The sequence below is a fragment of the Arthrobacter sp. Leaf69 genome (genome assembly GCF_001422645.1).
Classification (GTDB): Bacteria; Actinomycetota; Actinomycetes; order Actinomycetales; family Micrococcaceae; genus Arthrobacter.
The window spans coordinates 1-23,568 of the sequence record NZ_LMLR01000011.1 but is presented as its reverse complement, the minus strand read 5'-3'; the positions used below and the strand labels follow the sequence as shown (position 1 = coordinate 23,568).

21 protein-coding genes and 2 pseudogenes are annotated in these 23,568 nt (G+C 67.5%); 11 read left to right on the top strand and 12 right to left on the bottom strand.

Annotation, left to right across the window (positions count from 1 at the left end; all coding sequences use genetic code 11):
* Positions 1 to 167: 167 nt before the first annotated feature.
* Positions 168 to 1,199, top strand: a complete 1,032-nt coding sequence (locus ASE96_RS09575) for a YeiH family protein (RefSeq protein ID WP_235500197.1) — start codon at positions 168 to 170, stop codon at positions 1,197 to 1,199.
* Between the two features lie 4 nt (positions 1,200 to 1,203).
* On the top strand, positions 1,204 to 3,831 hold the full coding sequence (gene pepN / locus ASE96_RS09570) for an aminopeptidase N (RefSeq protein WP_056429364.1): 2,628 nt from the start codon (positions 1,204 to 1,206) through the stop codon (positions 3,829 to 3,831).
* Positions 3,832 to 4,064: 233 nt separating this feature from the next.
* Here pepN and ASE96_RS09565 read toward each other — a convergent pair whose 3' ends face one another.
* The 5 genes from ASE96_RS09565 to ASE96_RS09545 form a co-directional block, all read right to left on the bottom strand.
* Positions 4,065 to 5,171 carry a lipoate--protein ligase family protein gene (locus ASE96_RS09565; protein WP_056429362.1) on the bottom strand — a complete coding sequence of 369 codons (1,107 nt, stop codon included), beginning with the start codon at positions 5,169 to 5,171 and terminating at the stop codon, positions 4,065 to 4,067.
* Between the two features lie 108 nt (positions 5,172 to 5,279).
* Positions 5,280 to 5,537 (bottom strand): type B 50S ribosomal protein L31, encoded by a 258-nt coding sequence (locus ASE96_RS09560; RefSeq protein ID WP_011691973.1) that lies wholly within the window; start codon positions 5,535 to 5,537, stop codon positions 5,280 to 5,282.
* A gap of 182 nt (positions 5,538 to 5,719) precedes the next feature.
* Positions 5,720 to 6,529: a TrmH family RNA methyltransferase gene (locus ASE96_RS09555; RefSeq protein ID WP_056429360.1), complete on the bottom strand. Its 810-nt coding sequence runs from the start codon at positions 6,527 to 6,529 to the stop codon at positions 5,720 to 5,722.
* A gap of 69 nt (positions 6,530 to 6,598) precedes the next feature.
* On the bottom strand, positions 6,599 to 7,384 hold the full coding sequence (locus ASE96_RS09550) for a sulfite exporter TauE/SafE family protein (protein WP_056429358.1): 786 nt from the start codon (positions 7,382 to 7,384) through the stop codon (positions 6,599 to 6,601).
* Between the two features lie 18 nt (positions 7,385 to 7,402).
* Positions 7,403 to 8,188, bottom strand: a complete 786-nt coding sequence (locus ASE96_RS09545) for an ABC transporter ATP-binding protein (protein ID WP_056429356.1) — start codon at positions 8,186 to 8,188, stop codon at positions 7,403 to 7,405.
* Positions 8,189 to 8,343: 155 nt separating this feature from the next.
* Here ASE96_RS09545 and serB point away from each other — a divergent pair, with 155 nt between their 5' ends.
* Positions 8,344 to 9,261: a phosphoserine phosphatase SerB gene (gene serB / locus ASE96_RS09540; protein WP_056429354.1), complete on the top strand. Its 918-nt coding sequence runs from the start codon at positions 8,344 to 8,346 to the stop codon at positions 9,259 to 9,261.
* Between the two features lie 91 nt (positions 9,262 to 9,352).
* Here serB and ASE96_RS09535 read toward each other — a convergent pair whose 3' ends face one another.
* On the bottom strand, positions 9,353 to 10,105 hold the full coding sequence (locus ASE96_RS09535) for an SDR family oxidoreductase (protein ID WP_056429353.1): 753 nt from the start codon (positions 10,103 to 10,105) through the stop codon (positions 9,353 to 9,355).
* Between the two features lie 180 nt (positions 10,106 to 10,285).
* Here ASE96_RS09535 and ASE96_RS09530 point away from each other — a divergent pair, with 180 nt between their 5' ends.
* Positions 10,286 to 10,663 carry a DUF5655 domain-containing protein gene (locus tag ASE96_RS09530; RefSeq protein ID WP_235500196.1) on the top strand — a complete coding sequence of 126 codons (378 nt, stop codon included), beginning with the start codon at positions 10,286 to 10,288 and terminating at the stop codon, positions 10,661 to 10,663.
* Here the strand turns inward: ASE96_RS09530 and ASE96_RS09525 are convergent.
* Positions 10,660 to 11,079, bottom strand: a complete 420-nt coding sequence (locus ASE96_RS09525) for an Hsp20/alpha crystallin family protein (RefSeq protein WP_056429352.1) — start codon at positions 11,077 to 11,079, stop codon at positions 10,660 to 10,662. The genes ASE96_RS09530 and ASE96_RS09525 overlap by 4 nt on opposite strands.
* Before the next feature lie 141 nt (positions 11,080 to 11,220).
* Positions 11,221 to 11,946, bottom strand: coding sequence for a beta-ketoacyl-ACP reductase (locus tag ASE96_RS09520; RefSeq protein ID WP_056429349.1), 726 nt, complete (start codon positions 11,944 to 11,946; stop codon positions 11,221 to 11,223).
* A gap of 150 nt (positions 11,947 to 12,096) precedes the next feature.
* Here ASE96_RS09520 and ASE96_RS09515 point away from each other — a divergent pair, with 150 nt between their 5' ends.
* From ASE96_RS09515 to ASE96_RS09500, 4 genes are read left to right on the top strand one after another with little or no spacing between them, the layout of a single operon-like run.
* On the top strand, positions 12,097 to 12,609 hold the full coding sequence (locus ASE96_RS09515) for a DUF3099 domain-containing protein (protein ID WP_056429348.1): 513 nt from the start codon (positions 12,097 to 12,099) through the stop codon (positions 12,607 to 12,609).
* Entirely contained in the window at positions 12,606 to 12,854 is a 249-nt protein-coding gene (locus tag ASE96_RS09510) for a hypothetical protein (RefSeq protein ID WP_056429346.1), read from the top strand. The genes ASE96_RS09515 and ASE96_RS09510 overlap by 4 nt, the downstream gene beginning before the upstream one ends.
* Complete coding sequence (locus tag ASE96_RS09505) at positions 12,855 to 13,745, top strand: SURF1 family cytochrome oxidase biogenesis protein (RefSeq protein WP_056429344.1); 891 nt, start codon at positions 12,855 to 12,857, stop codon at positions 13,743 to 13,745.
* A gap of 3 nt (positions 13,746 to 13,748) precedes the next feature.
* Positions 13,749 to 14,225, top strand: a complete 477-nt coding sequence (locus tag ASE96_RS09500; RefSeq protein WP_056429343.1) for a YbaK/EbsC family protein — start codon at positions 13,749 to 13,751, stop codon at positions 14,223 to 14,225.
* A 191-nt stretch (positions 14,226 to 14,416) separates the two neighbouring features.
* On the opposite strand, the gene ASE96_RS09495 is transcribed toward ASE96_RS09500, so the two are convergent.
* Entirely contained in the window at positions 14,417 to 16,015 is a 1,599-nt protein-coding gene (locus ASE96_RS09495) for an ABC-F family ATP-binding cassette domain-containing protein (RefSeq protein WP_056429341.1), read from the bottom strand.
* Positions 16,016 to 16,292: 277 nt separating this feature from the next.
* Here ASE96_RS09495 and ASE96_RS09490 point away from each other — a divergent pair, with 277 nt between their 5' ends.
* The 3 genes and pseudogenes from ASE96_RS09490 (at position 16,293) to ASE96_RS09480 (ending at position 18,435) form a co-directional block, all read left to right on the top strand.
* Entirely contained in the window at positions 16,293 to 16,988 is a 696-nt protein-coding gene (locus ASE96_RS09490; RefSeq protein WP_056429339.1) for a biotin transporter BioY, read from the top strand.
* Between the two features lie 98 nt (positions 16,989 to 17,086).
* Positions 17,087 to 17,767: pseudogene (locus ASE96_RS09485) on the top strand (energy-coupling factor ABC transporter ATP-binding protein); the annotation flags it as partial.
* On the top strand, positions 17,764 to 18,435 hold the full coding sequence (locus tag ASE96_RS09480; RefSeq protein ID WP_056429334.1) for an energy-coupling factor transporter transmembrane component T family protein: 672 nt from the start codon (positions 17,764 to 17,766) through the stop codon (positions 18,433 to 18,435). The pseudogene ASE96_RS09485 and the gene ASE96_RS09480, both read left to right, overlap by 4 nt.
* Positions 18,436 to 18,470: 35 nt before the next feature.
* On the opposite strand, the pseudogene ASE96_RS18820 reads toward ASE96_RS09480, so the two are convergent.
* The 3 genes and pseudogenes from ASE96_RS18820 to ASE96_RS09470 form a co-directional block, all read right to left on the bottom strand.
* Positions 18,471 to 18,895 (bottom strand): annotated as a pseudogene (locus tag ASE96_RS18820) (Tn3 family transposase); the annotation flags it as partial.
* A 990-nt stretch (positions 18,896 to 19,885) separates the two neighbouring features.
* Positions 19,886 to 22,783, bottom strand: a complete 2,898-nt coding sequence (locus tag ASE96_RS09475) for an aminotransferase class I/II-fold pyridoxal phosphate-dependent enzyme (RefSeq protein WP_082492671.1) — start codon at positions 22,781 to 22,783, stop codon at positions 19,886 to 19,888.
* 342 nt (positions 22,784 to 23,125) lie between these two features.
* Positions 23,126 to 23,568 (bottom strand): acetyl-CoA carboxylase biotin carboxyl carrier protein subunit (locus ASE96_RS09470; protein ID WP_162238818.1); only part of this gene is annotated, 443 nt, incomplete at its 5' end.

Here is a 23,568-nt window from a genome sequence, read left to right as displayed (position 1 = left end):
ATCACCTTTTTGTTGCGAAATCATTTCCATGCCCGCCGGAGCGTGGCGCCGGGCAGCGGGAATCCGCCGGGCGTGGCGCTGTCCGCTGGCCGGAAACCGGAGCTGACCGCGGGGCGGCCGCCGTGGCGCGTGCGGGCTTTTCCGCGCAGTTGGGGCAAGGTTGGTGCGTGCCACCGAAAATTCCCCACCCGCTGCCCAGGGCAAAGCCGCTGCCGGGCCTGGTCCCCGGGCTGCTGGCCGCGGCAGCCGCCGTCGTGCTGTCGCTGGCCGTCCACGCCCTGGTTCCCGTGCTCCCGGCGATGACGCTGGCCGTGGCGTTCGGACTCCTCGCCGCCAACGTCCCGGGGCTGTCAGGCTGGACGGCGGGCCCGGGCCGGCCAGGTCTGGACTTCGCCGGCAGGCACCTGATGCGCGCCGGAATCGTGGTCCTCGGCCTGAAAGTCAGCCTCGTGGACGTCCTGGGCCTGGGCTGGAGCGCGCTGCTGCTGATCACGGGCGTGGTGCTGGCCGCCTTCGCCGGAACCTACGGCATCAGCAGGCTGTTCCGGCTGCCGCCGCACGTGTCGCTGCTGATCGCCACCGGCTTCTCCATCTGCGGGGCCTCGGCCATCGGGGCGATGGCCGCGGTGCGCCGGATCCGGCAGCACGACACAGTGCTCCCGGTGGCCCTGGTGACACTGTGCGGCACCCTTGCCATCGGTGTGCTCCCGCTGCTCATCCAGCCGCTGGGCCTGACTCCGGAGGTTTTCGGGGCCTGGGCCGGGGCGTCCGTGCACGACGTCGGACAGGTGGTGGCCACCGCGCAGACCGCCGGGGCCTCGGCACTGGCGGTCGCCGTCGTCGTGAAACTCACCCGGGTGATCCTCCTGGCCCCCATGGTCGCCGCCGCGGGCCTGCACCACCGCAGCACCGCCGACGCCGGCACCGGCCTGAAGCGGCCGCCCATCGTCCCGCTGTTCGTCCTCGGCTTCGTCGCCCTGGCGGCGCTGCGCACCACGGGCTGGCTCTCCCCCGCCGTGCTCGACGCCGCCGCGGTGCTTCAGGACATCCTGCTGGGGATGGCGCTGTTCGGCCTCGGATCGGCGGTGCGGGTGGGCCAGCTGATCCACACCGGGGCGCGGGCGTTGCTGGCCGCTCTGGCGTCCTGGCTGCTGATTGCCGCGCTGGGGCTGGGCGCCGCGTTCCTCATGATTAGATAGCTGAGTGTCGAACCAGAACCTGCGCCGCGATGAAGCCGCAACCCGCTCAGCCCTGATTACCACCCACAGCTACGACGTCTCCCTGGACGTCCGCCAGGCTGCGGATCCGGACGTCGCCGGGTACACGAGCCGCAGCGTCATCAACTTCTCCGCCGGCGAACCCGGGTCCTCCACGTTCCTGGACTTCATCAGCAGCCAGGTGCACAGCGTCTTCCTCAACGGCAAGGGACTCCCGGTCGCCGACGTCGTGGACGGCTCCCGGATCCGGCTGGACAACCTCCAGGCGGAGAACCAGGTCACCGTCACGGGCACCGCGCTGTACAGCACTTCCGGGGAGGGCATGCACCGCTTCTTCGACCCCGCCGACGGCCAGTGCTACCTCTACACCCAGTACGAGCCCGCCGACGCCCGCCGGGTCTTCGCCAACTTTGAGCAGCCCGACCTGAAGGCGGAATTCACCTTCCACGTCATGGCGCCCTCGGCCTGGCAGGTGTCCTCCAACGGCGTCGAAACCCGGCGCGCGCAGCTCACCAGCGATCCCGACACCAGCCGCTGGGACTTCGCCCCCACGAAGGCGATGTCCACCTACATCACCACGGTGCTGGCCGGCCCGTACTTCAAGGCCGAGGACTCCTGGCGCGGGACGCTCACTGACGGATCCGTCTTGGACGTGCCCCTGGCCCTTTACTGCCGTGCCTCGATGGCGCCGTCCTTCGACCCCGAGGCACTCTTCACCCTCACCAAGAACGGCCTGGACTTCTTCAACGAACTCTTCGACTTCCCGTACCCGTGGGGCAAGTACGACCAGGCCTTCGTGCCCGAGTACAACCTCGGCGCCATGGAGAACCCGGGCCTTGTGACGTTCACGGAAAACTACGTCTTCACTTCACGGGCCGCGGATTCGCAGTACCAGGCCCGCGCCAACACCCTGCTGCACGAGATGGCCCACATGTGGTTCGGCGACCTCGTCACGATGCAGTGGTGGGACGACCTGTGGCTCAAGGAGTCCTTCGCGGACTACATGGGCACCCTCGGCGTGGACCGCACTACGGACTGGGACACAGCCTGGGTGAACTTCGCCAACAACCGCAAGGCGTGGGCCTACGTGCAGGACCAGCTGCCGACGACGCACCCGATCGTCGCCGACATCCCCGATCTCGAGGCAGCCAAACAGAACTTCGACGGCATCACGTACGCCAAGGGCGCCTCGGTGCTCAAGCAGCTGGTCGCGTACGTGGGTTTCGAGGCCTTCGTCGCCGGTTCGCGCCGGTACTTCAAGGACCATGCCTACGGGAACACCACCCTGGCCGACCTGCTCGCCGCGCTCAGCGCCGCCTCCGGCCGGGACCTCGCGGACTGGGCCCGCCAGTGGCTGCAGACCTCGGGCATCTCCACCCTCACCACCGGGATTGAAGAGCACGACGGCGTCCTCGGTGCCGTCACCCTTTTCCAGGACGCCGAGGACCCGACGACGGGCCGGCAGGAGCCGCGGCCGCACCGGCTGCGTATCGGCCTGTACGAGATGGACGACGCCGGCGCCCTGGTCCGCACGGACAGCGTCGAGACCGACGTCACCGGCGCCCGGACCGACGTGCCGGCCCTCGCCGGCAGGCCGCGGCCGGCCCTGATGCTGGTCAACGACGATGACCTGAGCTACGCCAAAGTGCGGCTGGACCCGCGCTCCGAGGCCACGGTCCGGAACTCGCTTAGTTCACTCACGGATCCGATGGCCCGGGCCCTGTGCTGGACCGCGCTCTGGGATTCCGCGCGTGACGCCGTCACGCCGTCCGCCCTGTACGTGGACGCCGTGCAGCGCTTCGGTCCCGCGGAGGCCGGCATCGGTGTGCTGCTGAACGTCCTGGGCAATGCCTCCACGGCCATTGAACGCTACGTCCCCGAGGCGAAGCGGGCCGGTGTCCGCCGCGGGTTCTTGTCCATGGCGGCCGACGAGCTCCAGCGTGCCGCACCGGGGTCCGACCAGCAGCTGGCGTGGGCGCGCACGGTTGCCGCGACCAGCCGGTTCGATGACAGCCGGCTCGACCTGCTCCGCGGGATCCTGGACGGCAGCACGGTCATTGAGGGCCTGTCCGTGGATGCGGAGCTCCGGTGGAACCTCTGGCACGCCTTGGCCGCCCACGGGCAAGCCACCGCCGAGCAGCTCGACGGGGAGCTGGGCAGGGACAACACTGCCGCCGGCAAATCCGGGCATGCCACCGCCCTCGCAGCCCGCCCGGATGCGGCGGTCAAGGAGGCAGCCTGGAATGAGGCCGTGCATGGCACGTCGCTGTCCAACCAGTTGCTCAGCGCGACCATCGCCGGTTTCAACACCGGCCCGGCGGCGCTGCTGCAGGGCTTCACTGATCGGTATTTCGACTGCCTGGAGGACGTATGGGCCGGGCGCAGCATCGAGATTGCCAGCCGGATCGTCCGCGGGCTCTACCCGGCAGGGCAGGACCTCGGCGGCGGCACCCCGGACTCACACCCCGTCATCATCCGGACGGATGAGTGGCTTGCCGGACACCAGGACGCCCCGCGGGCACTGCGCCGCATCATCATCGAACAGCGCAGCCACCTGCACCGCGCCCTCGAGGCGCAGGCGCTGCCCGCGAACACCCCGTCCGCTGCTCCGTAACCGCTGTATGCGAGGCGCCCGGCCACCCATCTGACACGTACGGCCGCTAAGCGGGTCGGTGTAGCGGCCACTTGTGGTGAATCGGTGACGAGCGCCTCCCCGCGGTGCGCACTTCTGACACGAGTGGCCGCTATGCGAGTGGTCCGGCCACCGATCTGACACGAATGGCCGTTACCCGAGTCGCACTGAGGGCAGCGGCGGCTCAGTCGGGGGCCCGGTGGGGCGCACGGGGCCTACGGGACCCGGTGCAGCCACTCCGCGGTACCGAATTTGGCCTCGACCCGCTGATGGGCCGCTGCGATTTCGCCGTCGGTGAGCTCCGACGGCGTCGCCGCGTAGCGTTCCGCGAAGACGTCCATCATGGCCGCGACGATCTCGGACCGCGCCAGGCCCGTCTGCCGGCGGAGGGGATCCACCCGCTTCTTCGCGCTCCGCGCGCCCTTGTCTGAGAGCTTCTCCTTGCCGATCCGCAGGACCTCCACCATCTTGTCCGCGTCGATGTCGTAGCTCATGGTGACGTGGTGCAGCATGCCGCCGTTCGCGAGCCGCTTCTGCGCGGCGCCGCCGATTTTTCCCTGCTCGGTCGCGATGTCGTTCAGGGGCACATAAAAGGCGCTGATGCCCATCTTCTCAAGGGCAGCCATCACCCACGCGTCCAGGAAGCCGTAGGAGTCAGCGAAGCTGATGCCGTCCACGAGGGTCTGCGGCACGTACAGGGAGTACGTGATGCAGTTGCCGGCCTCCATGAACATCGCTCCCCCGCCGCTGATCCGGCGGACCACGCTGATGCCGTGGCGTTCGACGCCGGCGGGGTCCAGTTCGTTGCGGACGGACTGGAAGCTGCCGATCACCACGGACGGCTCTTCCCAATCCCAGAACCGCAGCGTCGGGTTGCGGCGGCCCGCGCCGACCTCTTCGGTCAGGACCTCGTCAAGGGCCACGTTCACGTGGGTGGGCAGCACGGAGGGCCCGATGATGTTCCAGTGATGGTCCGCCCAGCCGGTGGCCTTGGCCAGGGCGCGGCGGACGGTGACCGCCACGGCGTCGGCGGAAAAGCCGAACAGGACGGCGTCGGCGGGCAGGGCCGCGGCCACGGCGGCGGAGATGTCCGCCGCAGCGGAGTCCGCCGGGAGGCCGGTGAGTGCCCGGTTGATCTCCAGCAGCGCCTCGTCCGGCTCCAGGAAGAAGTCGCCGCTGAGCGAGACGTTCGTCAGGACGCGGTCGACGACGTCGAAGTCGGCGACTACCAGTTTGCCGCCGGGGACCTTGTACTCCCCGTGGCGGCGGGTACCGCCGTCGTCAGCGTTGCTGGGACCGGGAACGGGGCGAAGGGTCGTCATGACCTTAATCCTGCCACGCCGTGGCGTTCTGGAGGCACCGTGGCGGCAGACGCAAAAAGCCCGCACCGTCACCGGTGCGGGCTTTTCCTTAAGACCTTGGGGAAGAAGTTACTTCTTGCCGCCGAAGCCCTTGAAGCGAGCGTTGAAGCGCTCGACGCGGCCTGCAGAGTCCATGATGCGCTGCTTGCCCGTGTAGAACGGGTGGGACTCGGAGGAGATTTCGACGTCGATGACCGGGTAGGTGTTTCCGTCTTCCCACTCGATGGTCTTCTTGGAAGACACGGTGGACTTGGTCAGGAACTTGACGCCGGAAGCCAGGTCGTTGAAAACAACAGCTTCGTACTTCGGGTGAGTATTGGACTTCATAATTGGACCTTTGTTCGCACAACTGGATTTTGCCAGTTGCCAGGTATGAATGGGATGGCCGGCGGAATGTACCGGACGGCCAGCTATCCATCATAGCGGAAAACCGGCGCCTTCGCCGCCTGACCAGCGGCGCGGTGCAGGGCCGTGCGGAGCCTTGCCTGCGGGAGGTGCGGCTGCGTGCTTCAGTTGCGCGGCCGAAGTTCCCAGAACGCGACGGCGGACGCCGCGGCGACGTTGAGCGAGTCAACGCCCGCGCGCATGGGGATCTTCACGGCGAGGTCGACGGCGGCGAGCGTGCCCGCGCTCATCCCGGCACCCTCGGTGCCAAGGACCAGTGCGAGCCGCTCCGGCTGGCGGGCGGCCAGCTCATCGAGGTCCACGGCGTCGCCTGTGAGCTCCAAGGCGGCCACAGTGAAGCCCTGGTCGCGGAGAACCTGCAGGTCCCCCGGCCAGTTGTCCAGCCGCGCCCACGGCACCTGGAACACCGTTCCCATGCTGACCCGGACGCTGCGGCGGTACAGCGGATCCCCGCAGCGCGGCGAGACCAGGACGGCGTCGACGCCCAGGGCCGCGGCGGAACGGAAGATCGCGCCGACGTTAGTGTGGTCCACAATGTCCTCCAGCACGGCGACCCTCCGCGCCCCGGCGAGGAGTTCGGGCAGCGGCACCGGGTCGGGGCGCTGCATGGCCGCCATCGCGCCGCGGTGGAGGTGGAAGCCGGTGATGTCCTCGAGGAGCGCGGCGGAACCGATATAGACAGGGACGTCAGGGTGCTGCTCGAAGACGTCCGCGAGATCCTCGAGCCATTTCTCGGCGAGGAAGAACGACCGCGGCCGGTGCCCCGCGGCGAGGGCGCGGCGGAGCACCCGGGAGGACTCGGCGATGTACATGCCCTCGGCGGGTTCACGGAGCTTGCGCAGGTGCACATCGGTGAGCCGGGTGTAGTCGGAGACCCGCGGGTCGTCGGCGGAGTCAAGGTGGTGGAAAGTCACTGGCGGGCCATTTCAGCGGGAGGTATCAGTGGATTATGTGGGGGGATTACTAGGAGCCGTGGGACCGGGTCACTTGAACAGGTTGGCGATCATGAACCCCAGGGCGACGAGGCCCAGGACGAAGATGACCCCGCGCAGGACCACCGGGGACAGCCGGCGGCCGACTTTGGAGCCGATCACACCGCCGATCAGCGAGCTCACGGCGATCAGCCCGACGACGGTCCAGTCGATCCGGCCGAACGCGAAGAGCAGGTAGGAGACTGCGGCGACGACGTTCACGCCGAGGACCAGGATGTTCTTCATGGCGTTGGCGTTCTGCATGGTCCCGGTCATAAAGACGCCCAGGATCCCGACCAGCAGGATGCCCTGCGCTGCGACGAAGTATCCGCCGTACACGCCGGCAAGATACACCAGGACCACCAGGATGACGCTGTGGCCGCGGTCCCGGATGGCGTGCTCGGGGTTCTGTTCCCGGTTACGGACCCACTGCTGCAGCTTGGGCTGGAAGGCCACCATCAGCAGGGCGACCACGATCAGGACGGGGGCGGCGTAGTGGAAGACTTCCTCGGGCAGGTGCAGCAGCAGGTAGGCCCCGGTAACGCCGCCCAGGAGCGAGGCTGGCAGTAGCTTAAGCAGTTGCTTCCCGCGTCCGGTGAGCTCCTTGCGGTAGCCCCACGCGCCGGTGGCGTTCCCGGCCACGAGGCCCATCGCGTTGCTGATGGACGCAGTGACGGGCGCGTAGCCGAGGGCGATCAGCACCGGGAAGGTCACCAGGGTGCCGGAACCGACGACGCTGTTGATAGTGCCGGCCCACAGCCCGGCAAAGAAGATGAAGACGCTACTGAGGAACTCCACGCGCTGTCAGCGGCCCGCTCAGCGGCGGGCGGTGGCCGTGTACCGGCCGGCGGTGACACTGACGTCCAGGGGCAGCCCGAAGGTCTCGCTCAGGTTCTCCGCGGTGAGGACGCCTTCGATCGGACCCTGGGCCACCACGCCGCCGTCGCGCAGCAGCATGGCGTGCGTGAAACCGGGCGGAACCTCTTCGAGGTGGTGGGTGACCAGGACGATCGCCGGGGCGGTCTCGTCGCGGGCCAGTTCACTGAGTCGGTAGACGAGGTCCTCGCGGCCGGCCAGGTCCAGTCCGGCGGCGGGTTCGTCGAGGAGCAGCAGTTCAGGGTCGGTCATCAGGGCGCGGGCGATCTGCACGCGTTTGCGCTCACCCTCGGAGAGCGACGCGAAAGGCCGGTTGAGCAGCGGACCCATACCCCACTCGTTCAGCAGGGAGAAGGCGCGGCGTTCGTCGTCCTTTTCGTAACCCTCGCGCCAGCGTCCGGTGACCCCGTAGGCGGCGGTCACGACGACGTTGAGGACCTTCTCGTGTTCCGGGATCTGGTTGGCCAGGGCTGCCGAGGACAGGCCGATCCGGGGCCGGAGTTCGAACACGTCGACGGCGCCGAGAATCTCCTCAAGGATGCCGGCCATCCCGGTGGTGGGGTGGAGCCGCGCAGCGGCGATCTGCAGGAGAGTGGTCTTGCCGGCACCGTTGGGACCCAGGATCACCCAACGCTCGCCTTCCCGGACCTGCCAGTCGACCTTGTCCAGGAGGGTTTTTGCCCCACGCACAACGCTGACGGCGGCCAATTCAAGAACATCACTCATAGGAGTAGACACTAGGACATAAAAGCGGGCGACTGATAACCGGAACGCCGTGCCCGCGCCGGGGGCTGGTCCGGCGCCCGCGGCCGGGCCGCGGAGGCGTCACCGGAGCGCAACGAATTCGGATCCCGATCCGCCTGATCGCTAGGATTGCAGACATGACCCTCAAGGTGACCGCAGTGAGCTATGCCCCGAAACTGACCCTTCCCGAGGTGCAGCGGCTCCGGTCGCTGCTCACCGCTGCGGGTCTGACGCTCGACGCCGAGACGCGCACCGGCGACTCCCGCTACGAGGTCTACACAGTGGACGGCAGCGTTGACCCGGCCGCCGGCGCGGACGACAGAGCAACCGCACTGGCAGCACTCGCCGGACTCCGCGGCGCGGCGACGGAAAACCTGCCCGCCGGAGTGGACACGGCCATTGTCCCCGCCTCTCTGCGGAATGCGCAGCGGAAGTTCCTCATCCTGGACGTGGATTCCACCCTGATCCAGCAGGAAGTGATCGAACTCCTGGCCGCCTACGCCGGCAAGCGTGAAGAAGTGACCGCCGTGACGGAGGCCGCCATGCGCGGCGAGCTGGATTTCGCCGAGAGCCTGCACGCACGGGTGGCGGTACTCGCCGGGCTGCCCGCCGACGTCGTCGATTCCGTGCGTGCCGAAGTGACGCTGAGTCTCGGCGCGGCGGAACTCGTGGCCGCTTTCCAGGCCGCGGGCCACGTGGTGGCCGTCATCTCCGGTGGATTCAACCAGATCCTGCAGCCGATTGCCGAGGGACTGGGACTCGACTACTGGATCGCCAATGAACTTGAAATCGCCGACGGCGCCCTGACCGGGAAAGTGACCGGCGAGGTGATTGACCGGGCGGCGAAGGAGAAATACCTGCGCGAATGGGCCGCCAGGGAAGGCATCCCGATGGCCCACACGATTGCCGTGGGCGACGGCGCCAACGACCTGGACATGCTCGGTGCCGCGGGGATCGGCGTGGCGTTCAACGCGAAGCCGGCGGTCCGCGCGGTGGCGGACGCCGCCGTGAACCTGCCGTACCTCGACGTCGTACGGCACATCGCCGGCGTGTGAGGGGCACTGACACTAAGGAAGGCCGGGGCAGTTGCCCCGGCCTTCCTTAGTGTCGCGTGATAGTCGCGTGTTCGGCGTATACGGCCGGTCCTTAGTTCCTGCTCTTGTCGAAGTAGTCGGACCCGCCGACGTACTCGGTGTGGCCGGACTCGACGTCGGCGGTGACCATTTTGGCGACCTCGGCGGCGAATTCCGTGACCGAGTACAGCTTCCCGGCCTCGGCGCGGCGGGCTTCGATGGCGCCCGGGTTGGAGCGGTCCAGCAGGGTGGCCGTGACGGTGCCCTCGATCATGTCGCCGGAGACGACCACCAGGGAGATGCCCTTCTCGGCCAGGTTCGGAACGAGGCCGCGGAGTGCATCCTCGCCTGCGCGCTTGCTGCGTGCCACCGGCTCGTAGTCAGGCATGGTGGGCACGGTGTTGATGAAGTGGGCCTGGTGGCTGGTCACGAAGACCACCCGGGATCCCTCGGGCATCAGCGGCACGGCGGCGTTGAGCATGTTCACCTGGGCGTCGCGGTTGAGCTTGAGGGCGTAGCCCTCCTCCATGCCCGATTCCATGCCCCCGGAGGCGTTGAGGACCAGGACGTCGAGCGATCCGAAGTTCTCCATCGCGGCGCTGGCCAGGGCCTGAACGCCCTCCTGGGTGGTGAGGTCGGCGCCCACGGCTGCGGCACGGCCGCCGGCGGCCTCGATCTCGGCAACCACCTTGTTGGCACGCGGGGCCTTCTGGCGGTAATTCACGACGACGGCGGCGCCCTCGCCGGCGAGGATCTTGGCGACTTCAGCGCCGATGCCGCGCGATGAACCGGTCACGATTGCGGTCTTGTTCTCCAGCAGTCCCATACGAGCTCCTTTGTTCCAAACGTCCAAAAACGGTGGGTCTGCAGTCCATCATGCCAGCGGCGCAGGCCATTTCGGTTGTTCGGGTCCCACAAAGAAGCTGCTTCAGGCTAGTTGCGGCACCGCCGGCGGGCGTAGGCTCGCGGGCATGACATCGCCGAGTACGCGGCACCGGGAGGCCCCGTGCCCCGGGGCCTGAGCGAGGAATCGACGCCGGAAGAGGTGTTCAACGGCTCGCCGCGCGGCCTTTTGCTGTTCCGGGCCGTGGAGCAACTGCTGGCCACGCCCACTCCGGCCGCGGTCCGGGCCACAAAAAGCCAGGTGACGTTTCGGGCGCAACGAGGCTTCGCCTATCTGTGGCGGCCCGGCCGGTATGTGCGCTCCAGTGTCCCGGCCGTTCTGTCCATCGCGCTCCCGCGGCTGGTGGAATCCCCGCGGTTCAAAGAAGTAGCCCACCCGTCCCCCGGGGTGTGGATGCATCACTTGGAGCTTAATACCGTGGACGAACTCGACGGGGAGGTCCTGGACTGGCTGCGGGAGGCGCGGGCCAACGCCGGCTAGGTGTGGTCGATCCTGATTTTCTTGGCCGTGGTGTCCGGCGGCGTGGCCGGGGCGGGTGCACGGACTTCGAGGACACCGTCCTTGTACGTGGCGGTGATGTCTTCCTCCTTGGCCCCCGGAGGCAGGGCGACACTGCGCATGAACGAGCCGTAGCGGAACTCGGAGCGGTACCCGTCCTTGCTCTTGTGCTCGGTCTTCTCCTCGCGCTCGGCCCGGATGTGCAGCATGCCCTCGCTCACGGAGACGTCAACGTCCCTGTCCGGATCGATCCCGGGCACCTCCGCCCGCACCACCAGGGTTTCGCCGTCCTGGAACTGCTCCACCTTGATGGACGGGGACATGGTGAGGTCGCCGTCGAGGAATCGCTTGATCGGCTCAAGCACGTCCGACGGCACCCACTTGTTAAGTTCAGCCATGATTGTCCTCCCGGATCCATGCCCCTGCCCGGTGCGGTGAGGGGCTGTAGCCCCATTACACACCCCGGAGCACACCGGGCTAAAGGGCAAAAGGTCCTGACGTGGCTGCCCCGGCGGGCGCCGCCCGCGCCGGTTTGCCGGCTAGTGCCCCATCCCCAGGCCGCCGTCGACCGGGATGACCGCGCCGGAGATGTAGGCGGCCTCGTCGCTGGCGATCCAGCGGACCACGTTGGCAACCTCGGAGGCTTCGGCGAAGCGGCCGGCGGGCACCTTGGACAGGTAGTCCTTCTGGGTCGACTCGGGCAGTTCCGCCGTCATGTCCGTGTTGATGAAGCCCGGTGCCACCACGTTCGCGGTGATCCCGCGGGCGCCCAGCTCGCGGGTGAGGGAGCGGGCGACGCCGACCAGGCCGGCCTTGGACGCCGAGTAGTTGATCTGGCCGGGCGCGCCGTAGAGACCCGAGACGGAGGAAATCAGGACCACTCGGCCCTTGCGCGCCCGGATCATGCCCTTGGACGCGCGCTTGATCACGCGGAAGGCGCCGGTGAGGTTGGTGTCGATGACCGAGGTGAAGTCGTCTTCACTCATCCGCATCAGGAGGGTGTCCTTGGTGATGCCGGCGTTCGCCACGAGCACTTCGACGGGGCCATGGGCAGCCTCTACTTCGGTGAACGCGGCGTCCACCGAGGCTTCGTCCGTGACGTCGGCCTTGACACCCAGGATGCCGACGGGGAGTGCGGATTCACTGCGGTAGGTGACGGCCACCTTGTCTCCGTTGGCGAGGAAGGCTTCGGCGATGGCGAGGCCGATTCCGCGGTTTCCGCCGGTGATAAGGACACTGCGGCGGGCGGTTGCTGTTTCAGACATGCTGGGGCTCCGGAATTCTGCGGCGGGGGGCGCCGCGGTGGGGTCGGGATTTTCCTGCCTCCGATCTTAGCGCCCGGCAGGGCCGCGTTTGGGCGGCCCTGCCGTTGGTGAGAGAATTGGAGTAAGCCTTGGGAGCGTGATCTGACAGCCTTGACACTCAAAAACCAGCACGGTGTGCCTGTGCCCGGAAACCCGGACGTCCCATCCGGTGATTCCGAGGTTCACAGCATCACGGACGCCTCCGCGGCGCACTCTGAAGAGATGCGCCAGCGGATGATCAAGTACGCCGTGGCGATGGGCATCCGCATGGTGTGCCTGATCCTGATTTTTGTGGTGGACGGCTGGCTCAAGATCCTCCCGGTCATCGGGGCCGTCTTCCTGCCCTGGTTTGCCGTCATCATTGCCAACGGCAGTGACAAGGCGGAGGTCCACGCCGACTCGCTGCTGGACTACGCGCCACTGGCCCAACTCGACGCGCCGGCCCCCTCGGTACCGGGCGCCCCGGAGACGGACGACCCCTCGATGACGCTGCTGCAGGGCGAACTCGTCGATGACGAGGACTCCCCCATCGAGGACGTCCCGGAGCGCGGCCCCGGCTTCGGCGCGGGAGATACCGCAGGAGACGCCGGGGACGACGGCGGCCGGGGGCGGGCGGCGTCGTGAGTCTTTTTGACCTGGCCGGGAACGGCGGGGCGGCCGGGCCGGCCGACGCCGTCTGCTCCCGCAAAGCGTGCCGGAGCGGCGCCGAATGGCAGTTGCTCTGGAACAACCCGAAGATCCACACCCCGGAACGGCGCAAGATCTGGCTCGCCTGCGGAGAGCATCGGGCCTGGCTCGAGGACTACCTGCAGACCCGCGGGCTCTGGAAGGAAACTGTGGCACTGAACCCGGCAGGCAGGGCAAGCTGAATGTACCGTTTTCTTTTCTCCAGCAAGTGGCTGGGATACCTGTTGCTTGCCGCGATTTTTGCCGCTGCCTGCGTCGGCCTGGGCCGCTGGCAGATGGACCGCCGCGCCGAGACCCTCGCCGAGATCAGCCGCGTCACGTCCAACTATTCCGCCACGCCGGTACCCTTCGCCGAGGTCAAGGAGCAGTTCCGCTCCCTCGCGCCGGAACGCGAGTGGACCCAGGTGGAGCTGAAGGGCAGGTACGACGTCGCCGGACAGCGCATAGTCCGCAACCGGCCGCTCAACGGCCAGCCCGGCTACGAGGTGGTGGTCCCCTTCCGGCTGGAATCCGGCGAGACCGTCATCATCGACCGCGGGTGGCTGCCGATCGGCAACAACAACCCGGGACGGCCCGACACGGTTCCCGCACCCCCGCAGGGCACCGTGACCGTCGTCGCCCGCCTCAAACCGGCCGAGCCGGATCTTCAGCGCGGCGCCCCGGACGGGCAGCTGGCCTCCATTGACCTCGCCGCCTACTCGACCGAGCTGGGCTACCCCCTGCTGACGGGGGCGTACGGGCAGTTGGCGTCCGAGAGCCCGGCCGTGGCGGAGATGCCCCTCCCGTTCCCGAAACCGTCCACCGAGGAGGGCACACACCTGTCGTACTCGCTGCAGTGGTTTGCGTTCGGGGTGCTGATGTTCGTCGGCTTCGGGTACGCCGCCCGTCAGCAGGCCCGAAACGCCGCCATCGACGCCGAAGACGCCGAAGCGCAGGCCGGCGACGGGGCCTCTGCCGGCGGCCATATGTACTCCAGCGGCCCGGTGGCCCGCCGCCGTCCGCTCCCCCGCAAGCGGAAGAACGCGACCGCGGAGGAAGAGGAAGACGCCATCCTGGACGCCCAGGGGTTCTGAGGAATGGACCTCGTGGTGCCGGAGCCGGTGGCCCGGGTGAAGCGCGCGTTGACGGTGCTGGGCGCCGAGGACACCGTGACGGTGTTCGATTCGACAGTCCCGACGGCGGCGGCCGCGGCCACTGCGCTGGGTTGCGACGTCGCGGCCATCACCAACAGCCTAGTGTTCGACCTCGAGGGCGCTCCGCTGTTGATCTTGGCCAGCGGGGCCGCCAGGGTCGATGTCCGGAAGGTCGCCGTGCAGTTGGGCACTGGCAGCATCCGCCGCGCCTCCCCCGGGTTCGTCCTGGAACACACCGGCCAGGAAGTCGGCGGCGTGGCCCCCGTGGGGCATCCGGAAAAGATCCAGACCCTGCTGGACGAGTCCCTCTCGGCCCACCCCGTGCTCTGGGCCGGAGCGGGCGACCACCACTCGATGTTCTCCATCAGCTACAGAGAACTCCAGCGCATCACCGAAGCCCAGGAAATGCCGGTCCGGTAACGAAGGTGACGACGCCCGCCAGCGCAGCGGTGCGGTCGATTTGCGTAGCGTGCGTCTAAGCGAATGCCCCTTCGTCCGGGTTCCCTGGCCGAGCTTGCGAGGTTAGGGAGACGGTGGGGTGTACGAGCGAGCACGCGGCAAATCGGGCGAGCCGCGAAGCGGAACGCGAGGCGCGCGCCCGCCCACCCGGCCTACGCCAGCGTAATCAAGTCGAGGTAGTCCGCGTTCCACAAGTCCTCGACGCCGTCGGGCAGCAGCACCACACGCTCCGGATTCAGCGCCTCAACGGCACCTTCATCGTGGCTCACCAGCACCACGGCGCCGGTGTAGTTGCTCAAGGCTCCGAGGATTTCGGCGCGGCTGGCCGGGTCAAGGTTGTTGGTGGGCTCGTCGAGGAGCAGCACGTTCGCGCTCGAGGCGACAATGGTCGCCAGCGCCAGGCGGGTCTTCTCGCCGCCCGACAGCACACCGGCGGGCTTGTCGACGTCGTCACCCGAAAACAGGAACGACCCGAGGATGTTGCGCACTTCCGCGTCGTTCATGTCCGGGGCGGAGGACCGCATGTTCTGCAGCACCGTCCGGTCGACGTCGAGCGTCTCGTGCTCCTGGGCGTAGTAGCCCACCTTCAGGCCGTGACCGGCGACGACTTCGCCGGTGTCCGGCTTGTCGACGCCGGCGAGCATCCGCAGCAGGGTGGTCTTGCCCGCACCGTTGAGGCCCAGGATGACCACCTTGGAGCCGCGGTCGATCGCGAGGTCCACATCCGTGAAGATTTCCAGCGAACCGAAGGACTTGCTGAGGCCGTCCGCGGTGAGCGGGGTCTTGCCGCAGGGCGACGGATCCGGAAAGCGCAGGGCGGCCACGCGGTCGGTCGCGCGCACGGCTTCAAGGCCACCCAGCAGACGCTCGGCGCGCTTGGCCATGTTCTGCGCGGCCACGGCCTTGGTGGCCTTGGCGCGCATCTTGTTGGCCTGGTCGAAGAGGACCTGGGCCTTCTTCTCCGCGTTGGCGCGCTCCCTCTTGCGGGCACGCTCATCCGTTTCGCGCTGCTGCAGGTAGCGCTTCCAGTCCATGTTGTAGAAGTCGATCTGCGCGCGGTTCGGATCCAGCAGGAAGACCTTGTTCACGGTGGCTTCGAGCAGTTCCGTGTCGTGGCTGATCACGATCAGACCGCCCTGGTGGTTCTTCAGGAACTCACGGAGCCAGGCGATGGAGTCGGCGTCGAGGTGGTTGGTGGGCTCATCGAGGAGCATCGTTTCGGCGTCCGAATACAAGATGCGGGCCAGCTCCACGCGGCGGCGCTGGCCACCGGACAGGGTCTTCAGGGGCTGGTTCAGCAGCCGGTCCGGGAGAGCCAGGTTGGAGCAGATCGCAGCGGCCTCGGCCTCGGCCGCGTAGCCGCCGGCGGCCAGGAACTCCGATTCCAGCCGGTCGTAGCGGTTCATGGCCTTGCGCTGGACGTCGGCGTCGTCGCTCGCCATTTCCTCGTGGGCCACGCGGAGCTTCCCGACGGCGATGTCCAGGCCGCGGGCGGACAGGATCCGGTCACGGGCCAGCTGTTCCATGTCCGGCGTGCGCGGGTCCTGCGGCAGGTAGCCAATCTCGCCGGTGCGGGTCACCTTGCCCCCGGCCGGCAGGCCTTCGCCCGCGAGCACCCGGGTCAGTGTGGTCTTGCCTGCACCGTTACGGCCCACAAGGCCGATCTTGTCTCCCTTGTCGATCCGGAAGCTCACCTGGTCCATAAGGAGGCGGGCGCCGGCGCGCAGTTCGAGATCCTGGACGGTAATCAATGCAGCTAAGGCCTTTCACAACAGGGAACGCCGCGGCACAACGGTGGAATCTGGAAGGGGCCGGGGCAGTGTGGCCGAGAGGACGGCCTCTCCCAGTCTACCGGCCCGGCCTCCGCCCCATGACAAGGGCCGCTCCGGGAGCATCCGGGACGCTTTGGTGCCGCCCTCCAGCAACAGGGCCGCCGGTTAGTGGGTCACCTACAAAAAACCCCGCCCGCCATGCTCGTAGAGTCAAAATGAGAAGCAGGTCCCCGATTCACCCGCGATAGGAACTCCCATGACAAAGACCGACGGCACCGCTGCCGCCACTCCCGCCCGGCGCCGTAACCCCTGGAACGCCACCGACCTGGGACTGATCGCCGTTTTCGCCGCGCTGGTGGCAGGATCCGCCCTGATCGCCGCCATTCCGGTAGGCGGCCTCGGCGTCCCCATCACCCTGCAGACGCTCGCCGTCATGCTCACGGGCCTGGCCCTGGGCCCCGCCAGGGCGTTCGCCGCCGTCGGGCTCTACGTCCTCCTCGGGCTTGCCGGGTTGCCGATCTTCAGCGGCGGGCGCAGCGGCCTCGGGGTCCTTGCCGGCCCCTCCGCGGGCTACATCATCGGCTTTGTGTACGCGGCCACGGCGGTGGGCTGGCTGACTGTCGTCGTGCTCCGCCGCACGGCAGGCCGTCCCGGCAAGTTCCGTGCCGTCCTGCTGTTCGCCGCCGCAATGGTGAGCAGCATCATCTTTATCCACGGCCTTGGCATCCTCGGGATGATGGTCAACGCGAAGCTGGACTTCTCCAAGGCGTTCCTCGCCGACCTGGTCTTCTACCCCGGAGATGTAATCAAGAACGCACTGGCCGTGACCGTTGCGCTTGCCCTGCACAAAGCATTCCCGGACCTGCTGATCCGCCGGATCCGGACCTCCGGGACTCCCGGCGGCGCATCCGCGGCCCCCGCTGTCGGCGCCCAGGCGGACAGCCGGCCGTGAGCACCATCGTGCTGGACCGGGCTGCGGTGCGGGTGGCCGTCGACGGCCGCCCCGCGCCCAAAACCTTGCTTGGGGAGCTGAGCCTGCGGCTCACGGAGCAGCGGATCGGCGTGATCGGCGCCAACGGTTCCGGCAAGTCCACCCTGCTGCGGCTCCTGAACGGACTCGTGGCGCCGAGCAGTGGCACCGTCACGGTGGACGGCTCGGACACGGTCCGCGCGGTGCGGGAGGTACGCCGGCGCGTCGGCTTCGTGTTCACCGATCCGCTGTCCCAGCTGGTGATGCCGACGGGCCGGGAGGATGTTGAGCTCTCCCTCCGGCGTTCGGTCCGGAACGCGCGGGAACGCAGCAGCCAGGCGGAGGCGACCCTGGACCGTTTCGGGCTGCTGCCGCTGGCCGACCAGAGCATCTACGAGCTGTCCGGCGGGGAACGGCAGCTCCTGGCCCTCGCGGCCGTCCTCGCCGTGGACCCGGAGGTGCTGGTCCTGGACGAGCCCTCCACGCTGCTGGACCTGCGCAACAGGGAACTGCTGCGGCGGACCCTGGCCGGACTCAGCCAGCAGGTTATCCTCTCCACCCACGACCTCGACCTCGCCCTGGACCTTGACCGGGTCCTCGTCGTCGACGCCGGGTCGGTGGTGTTCGACGGCGGCCCGGCCGCCGCTGTTGCCCACTACCGGGCCATCTGCGCGGAGACTCTCCCTGCTCCAGGCCCGGGGCCGGACCGGCCGCGCCTCAATCAGCCGCACGTCAGTCAGCCGCGACTGGAGCAGTTGTGAGCGGGCACGGATTCCTGTTCGCCAACTACGTGCCGGGGAACTCCCTGCTGCACCGCGCGCCACTGTGGCTGAAGTTTCTCCTGGTGCTTGCCTGCGGCATGGCATCGTTCCTGATCGTGGACTGGGTGGTGGCGGCCGCAGCCCTGGTGCTGATGTGTGCCCTGTTCCTGCTCAGCGGGGCAGGCTTCCGGCGGCTGTTCCGGGCTGTCCGTCCCGTGCTGCCGGTCCTCGCGGCCATCGGCCTGTTCCAGTGGTGGCAGCTCGGCGGCCCCACGGCGGCGCGGATTGTGCTCAATGTGCTGGTCTGTATTGTGGCGGCATCGATCCTGACCGCCACCACTCCGGTGCAGCGGCTGCTGGACGGGGTAGCCTCCCTGGCGCAGCCGTTCCGGCGGTTCGGCGCGGATCCGGAACGCTTTGCCCTAACCATCGCCATCATGCTGCGGAGTATCCCGTTCATCGCGGGCGCTTACAGTGACGTCCGCGATTCCGCCCGGGCCCGCGGCCTGGAGCGCAACCCCCGGGCCCTGATCCTCCCGGTCTTTATCACCACGGTGGCCTTCGCCCGGCAGACCGGCGAGGCCCTCGCGGCCCGGGGACTGGGTGAGCACGAGACCGGGGAACATGCCCCGCCAGCCACCCCCGCCGCTGGACATTCCCTCCCCTAATAGGGGTGGCTTGTGAAAAAGTGATATATCCGACGCTAAGGTCTTGCCGGGCGTCGTGGTGGCCTATATTCTCCGGGTTTGATGTGGGCGCGTGGCCAGGTGTAGTCGCCGGTGAGGTTGATGTGTTCCCAGCCCAGCGGTGAAAGGAACCGCAGGACGTCCGGGTCGATGTCACAGCCGTTGCTGGTCAGGGTGGCGACGGTGCGGTCAAGGTAGACCGTGTTCCAGAGAACGACGGCTGCGGTGAGAAGGTTCAGCCCGCTGGCGCGGTAGCGCTGCTGCTCGAAGGAACGGTCGCGGATTTCGCCGAGCCGGTTGAATAAGCGGCTCGGGAGAGGGTGGTCCGGGCCTCGCCCGTGTTCAGGCCTGCGGTGACTTTACGGCACAGGCCGGGGCCCTGGAGCCAGTCCAGGAGGAAGAGGGTCCGTTCCATTCTGCCCAGCGCCCGCAGGGCGAGTGCAGGTCTGGCGGCTGGTCACCCGGATCACCGAGCGGCTCTCGCTGCGGGTCCTAGCCGCGCTCTGCGACATTCTGGGAGTGACCCCGCGTAGCTGATCGCCACTCAGGCAGAGGCCGTGACACCGCGCCGCACGGCCGCCGCGGGCGCCGAGGTCGTGGACTTTGCCGCCACCATCCGGCCCAAGCGGGCCAGGATCACCCCCGGAGCGGTGAACCCCGCCTACGACACCCGCGAGAAGGTTGAGCGCTGGCATATACGCAGCTGTGCCTGCTGCAGCCGACAGGCCGCGAAAGCGGCCAACTGGTCGGACGGCCCGATCTGCCGGACCTGTTTCGACAAGGCCACAGCACACATGGATCCTGCCCCAGCTGCCGGACCGAACGGCTGCTGCCGGGCCGCAACGCCACAGGGATGCCGGTCTGCCGCGACTGTGCGGGGATCACCCGCGACTTCTCCAGCGACCGCTGCCGCGTTGAAGGACCCCTGCTCGCCGGACGGCTCTGCCCCAGATGCACCCTCGCCGACAGGCTCGCCGCGCTGCTGGATGACGGCACGGGCCGCATCCACCCGCCCCTGGCCCCGCTGTTCGACCGAATGCTGACGATGCAACGGACCAAAAGCGGGCTTGCTTGTCTGACCAAACCTCAGCCACCCGAACACACCCGGGTGCTGCACCGCTTCGCCACCTGGCACCAACTCCGCAAACTTCGGGCCAAAGCCGGCAAAGGAAGGACCGCTGGGCAACTCTCCGGCATACCCGGCCCGGCAGCAGCTTTTCCAAGCCGGTTCGTTCGTGACCTGGCTCACCGTCCGTGGCGCTCTCACCCTAAGCGGATACGCTCCCGGCGACCACAGCCGACAAAAACTCCCGCACCACCCGAGCCATTCCCAAAAGCGACAAAGTCAGCCTCTCCCATCGACAGACTCCTTAGAAAATCCGAAGAATACCGAGTACTCAATCAACGGTCATAACCAGTCCGGACCCCCGTATCAGTTTGCAGTTGCCCCAGTCATTACCCGGTATCCGAGCTCGTGGTTGTATCCGTGGATCTCACGGGTGTCCAGTGCGGACATGAATGCCAGGATCCCGGCGGTGATGACCTGGCCCGGTACCAGGATGGGAAATCCCGGCGGGTAAGGAGTAACGAATCCGGCGGAAACCACCTCGTGGCCCGCCGCTACCCGCCGGTTCAGCTCGGCCGGGGAAAGGTATTCGCATGATCCCGGCTTGTAGCTTTCGAAGTAGGCCGCTCGGATGTTTCCGTCCGGGGTGTGCGGGTCGCGTCGGTAGCGGTCCGCGAAATGGCTGAAGTCCGGCAGCGGCGGGGGTGCGCTCGTGAGCGCTGCGACGCGGGCCGCGTGGGCTCGTTGGCCGAGCGGGCTCAGTGCGGCCTGCTCGTCTTCGAAGCTTTCGGCCAGTTTGACGAGAACCTCGATGAGGTAGGCGACGGAGCTGCGGCTGGTGCCGATGTTGGTCATGAACAGGACACTGTTTCTGGAAGTCTTGTTGACCTGGATCCCAAACTTGTCCATGAGGTATTCGTGTTTGAAGGTGTCGCCGTCGACGCCGGTCAGGCCGATATATAGGGTCAGGCGGCTAGGGTCAACGACGAATTCGTCCCGCCGCCAGGCCTCGTCCATGGCCGCGAGCCCGTCCCGAAGCGGCATCGGCCTGTCGCTTTCGCGATACTCCTCCGGGATCAGGTCCTTGGTGGTGAGGGTGCGGAAATACTTCTTCAGGAGGGGATGGCGTGCCACTGCCTGGGCGATGCTGACGGCGAGATCGGCCTGCTTTTGCACCAGTTCGAACCCCTCGAATTCGACCTGTCGGCGTCCGATGTCCAGTGAGGCCAGGATCTGATAGTTCGGTGAGGTCGAGGTGTGCGTCATATAGGCTTCGCGGAATGCTTCCTCGTTGAGGTGGCTGAAGTCTTGGTCGAAGACGTGGATCATGGAGCCCTGGCGCAGCGAGGTGAGGGTCTTGTGCGTTGATTGGGTGGCGTAGACCCGCAGACGGGCCGTTGCCGGATCCGGCACGAGTCGGGTCTTCATCCACACTTCGTCGGCGAGGGGCTCGTTCGTGTCGGGGTCGTAGAGTTCCTTCACCTGCGCCGCATGGCGAAGCGTGTAGGCGGGGTCCTTGAAGGCCGCCTCCAGTTTTCGTGCCGCGGCCATCGCGGTCCGGCGGCGATAGACATGGTGGAAGCCGGCGAACGCGAACCAGGCCTCGTCCCACAGGAACACCAGGTCCGGTTTGATCGACAGGCACTCTTCCATGACCCGCTCGACGTCGTAGACGATGCCGTCGAAGGTGCAATTGGTCAGCGCGATCATCTTGACGTCGGCCAGCCGTCCGGCCCGGCGGTAGTCCAGCAGCATCTTCTTGATGCTGGCCAGCGGGACGGCGCCGTAGAAGGAGTATTCGTGCAGAGGGTAGGCATCCAGGTAGGCGACCTGGGCGCCGGCAAGCATGAGCGCGTAGTGGTGTGACTTATGGCAGTTGCGGTCGACCAGGACCACATCGCCGGGGGCCACGATCGACTGGTGGACGATCTTGTTCGCCGTTGACGTGCCGTTGGTGACAAAGAACGACTTCTGCGCCCCGAACGCGCGGGCCGCCAGCATCTGGGCCTCCTTGATGGACCCGTGCGGGTCAAGCAGCGAGTCCAGACCTCCGGAGGTTGCCGAGGTCTCCGCCAGGAGCAGGTTGAGGCCGTAGAACTCGCCCATGTCCTTGATCCATTTGGAGTTCACCACAGACCCGCCCCGGGAGACTGGCAGCGCGTGGAAGACACCCGCGGGTTTTCTGCTGTAGTACTGAAGGGCGGTAAAGAACGGAGTGTCGTAACGGTCCGCCACTCCGCGCAACAGCGACAGGTGCAGCTCCAGGCTGTCCTCCCGGCGGAAGATTCGGCTGAACCTTTTGGTCAGTGACCCGGCGAGCTGCTCGATAGAGACGCCCGCGACCAGGTAGAGATCGAGTTCGGGCCGCAGCTGCGCGATCTTGTCCGCCAGGCCAAGGATCCGCTCGATGGGCCGCAACGGGGCAAGGTCCTCTCCGGCGAATCCGGCAAGGAAGTCGCGCAGGTCATGGCCCAGCCGCTGTCGCGTGGTGGATCCGAACCCCGGCCGAAGAACACAGGCCTGAATATCGGGATTCAACAGCACCGCCACGAGCGCGTCCTCAAAGCTCGAGACTACGGTGAGCTCGTAGATGAACGCATCAGCAGGCCTGCGATGGCGGAGCATCTCGGCTTGGAGGGCGTCCCGATCCGTAGCGGACATGTCATCGACGATGAGGACCTCGAATCTCGGCCTAACCTCCGCCGGGGCCTGCGCGACGGGCAGCTCGGCACCGGGGGTATCCCTCTCGAGAGAGGATTCCCGCTCCTCAGCACCGGGGCTCAATCTCGCGAAACCGCGGGTGACGGGTTCAATGAGTTCAAGCGCCTTGCGGTAGTCCCCGGCGTCGATGCGCTGGCGCAGCTGGGTGATATGCCGGTGCCCAGGGAACGCCCAATACATCTCTATCGCCTCCAGCAGTTGGAGCAGCCGCCTGATCTCGCGCGGGAGGCCGTTCACCGAAGCCTCCGGCGCGTCGGCAGCAGCCAACTGCTTGGTGGCGTAGCCCAGGAACTCCCACGCATCGCTGCGCAGCCGCCACACGCTGCTGGGTATCCCGATGAATGGCTGAGTTGCCGCGACCGTCTCCGTCACAACTTCGTTCAAGCCTTCATCCACGACGACGGGAAGGTCCGCGGTGCGGTCGTGGAATACGTCGCTAGGTCCATGCACCGGCCGGTCTGCGGGGTTGCATGATTGTTCCCTGATCTGGCTCCCCTGTTCGAGGTGGTTGTCTTGGAAATCAGGGGTTGGGCCCTGAGGCATGGTTCTCCATCCTTGTCTGCCCATGTGCGCCATGCGCACTAGTGCGTGTTGTTGCTGAGCGGGGATTATGAAACACCTCGAAGCACCACAGCCCGAGACTTGGAAATTCGCTGGCTGGGCCGTGGGGAGGTCCCAAGGCCGCGGGGGCTGCCTGTCCTCGAAGAGGAATCGGTCCACTGTCGGCTGCTCGCGGACGTTCGTACCACGCCGCCCACACATTCATGAAAGATCGAGACTGGAGAGCCGGCTAGACCTTCGAAGAGTCGTCATCGTTGCTGCGAGGACGTTGGCTATAGGGTTTCTCGTCGAGGAGCTCCAGCCGGAACGGCCACGGAACGGCCGTCAGCGGAACCCGCCCTGGCCGATGAGTGCCAGGACCGCTCGGGCCGTCACCACGCCGCCGGCTTCGGCGAGGAGGCCGATTACAGTTCCGTCGCGGTGGGCGGCGACCTGGGTTTCCATTTTCATCGCTTCGAGCACGACGACGGGATCCCCTGCCGAAACTGCGGCGCCCGGTGCGACGAGCCATTTCACCACGGTCCCGGCCATGCCGGCGCGCAGTTCGCGAGGGTCGGCGTCTCCGCCGGCGTGCGTGGCGCCGTCGGACTCTGAAGCTGCTGTCCCTGCGGCGGGAAGGGCCTGACCGGAGCGGGCCCAGCCGTCCAGGAGATCCGCGGGCAGCCCGATGGCCATCCGGCGGCCGTCCACCTCGACGGTGATGGTGCGCCGTTCGCCGTCGGGCGCGGTGGTGCTGAAGCCCGGATCGGCGGAGATGGTGTCCGCGA

Bases quoted from the DNA above. Each gene is read 5' to 3' on its own strand.
- serB (WP_056429354.1), top strand. From the start codon at position 8,344: ATGACCCTCAAGGTGACCGCAGTGAGCTATGCCCCGAAACTGACCCTT.
- ASE96_RS09545 (WP_056429356.1), bottom strand. From the start codon at position 8,188: ATGAGTGATGTTCTTGAATTGGCCGCCGTCAGCGTTGTGCGTGGGGCA.
- ASE96_RS09505 (WP_056429344.1), top strand. From the start codon at position 12,855: ATGTACCGTTTTCTTTTCTCCAGCAAGTGGCTGGGATACCTGTTGCTT.
- ASE96_RS09535 (WP_056429353.1), bottom strand. From the start codon at position 10,105: ATGGGACTGCTGGAGAACAAGACCGCAATCGTGACCGGTTCATCGCGC.
- ASE96_RS09525 (WP_056429352.1), bottom strand. From the start codon at position 11,079: ATGGCTGAACTTAACAAGTGGGTGCCGTCGGACGTGCTTGAGCCGATC.
- ASE96_RS09565 (WP_056429362.1), bottom strand. From the start codon at position 5,171: ATGACGACCCTTCGCCCCGTTCCCGGTCCCAGCAACGCTGACGACGGC.
- ASE96_RS09520 (WP_056429349.1), bottom strand. From the start codon at position 11,946: ATGTCTGAAACAGCAACCGCCCGCCGCAGTGTCCTTATCACCGGCGGA.
- ASE96_RS09500 (WP_056429343.1), top strand. From the start codon at position 13,749: ATGGACCTCGTGGTGCCGGAGCCGGTGGCCCGGGTGAAGCGCGCGTTG.
- ASE96_RS09475 (WP_082492671.1), bottom strand. From the start codon at position 22,783: ATGCCTCAGGGCCCAACCCCTGATTTCCAAGACAACCACCTCGAACAG.
- ASE96_RS09560 (WP_011691973.1), bottom strand. From the start codon at position 5,537: ATGAAGTCCAATACTCACCCGAAGTACGAAGCTGTTGTTTTCAACGAC.
- ASE96_RS09490 (WP_056429339.1), top strand. From the start codon at position 16,293: ATGACAAAGACCGACGGCACCGCTGCCGCCACTCCCGCCCGGCGCCGT.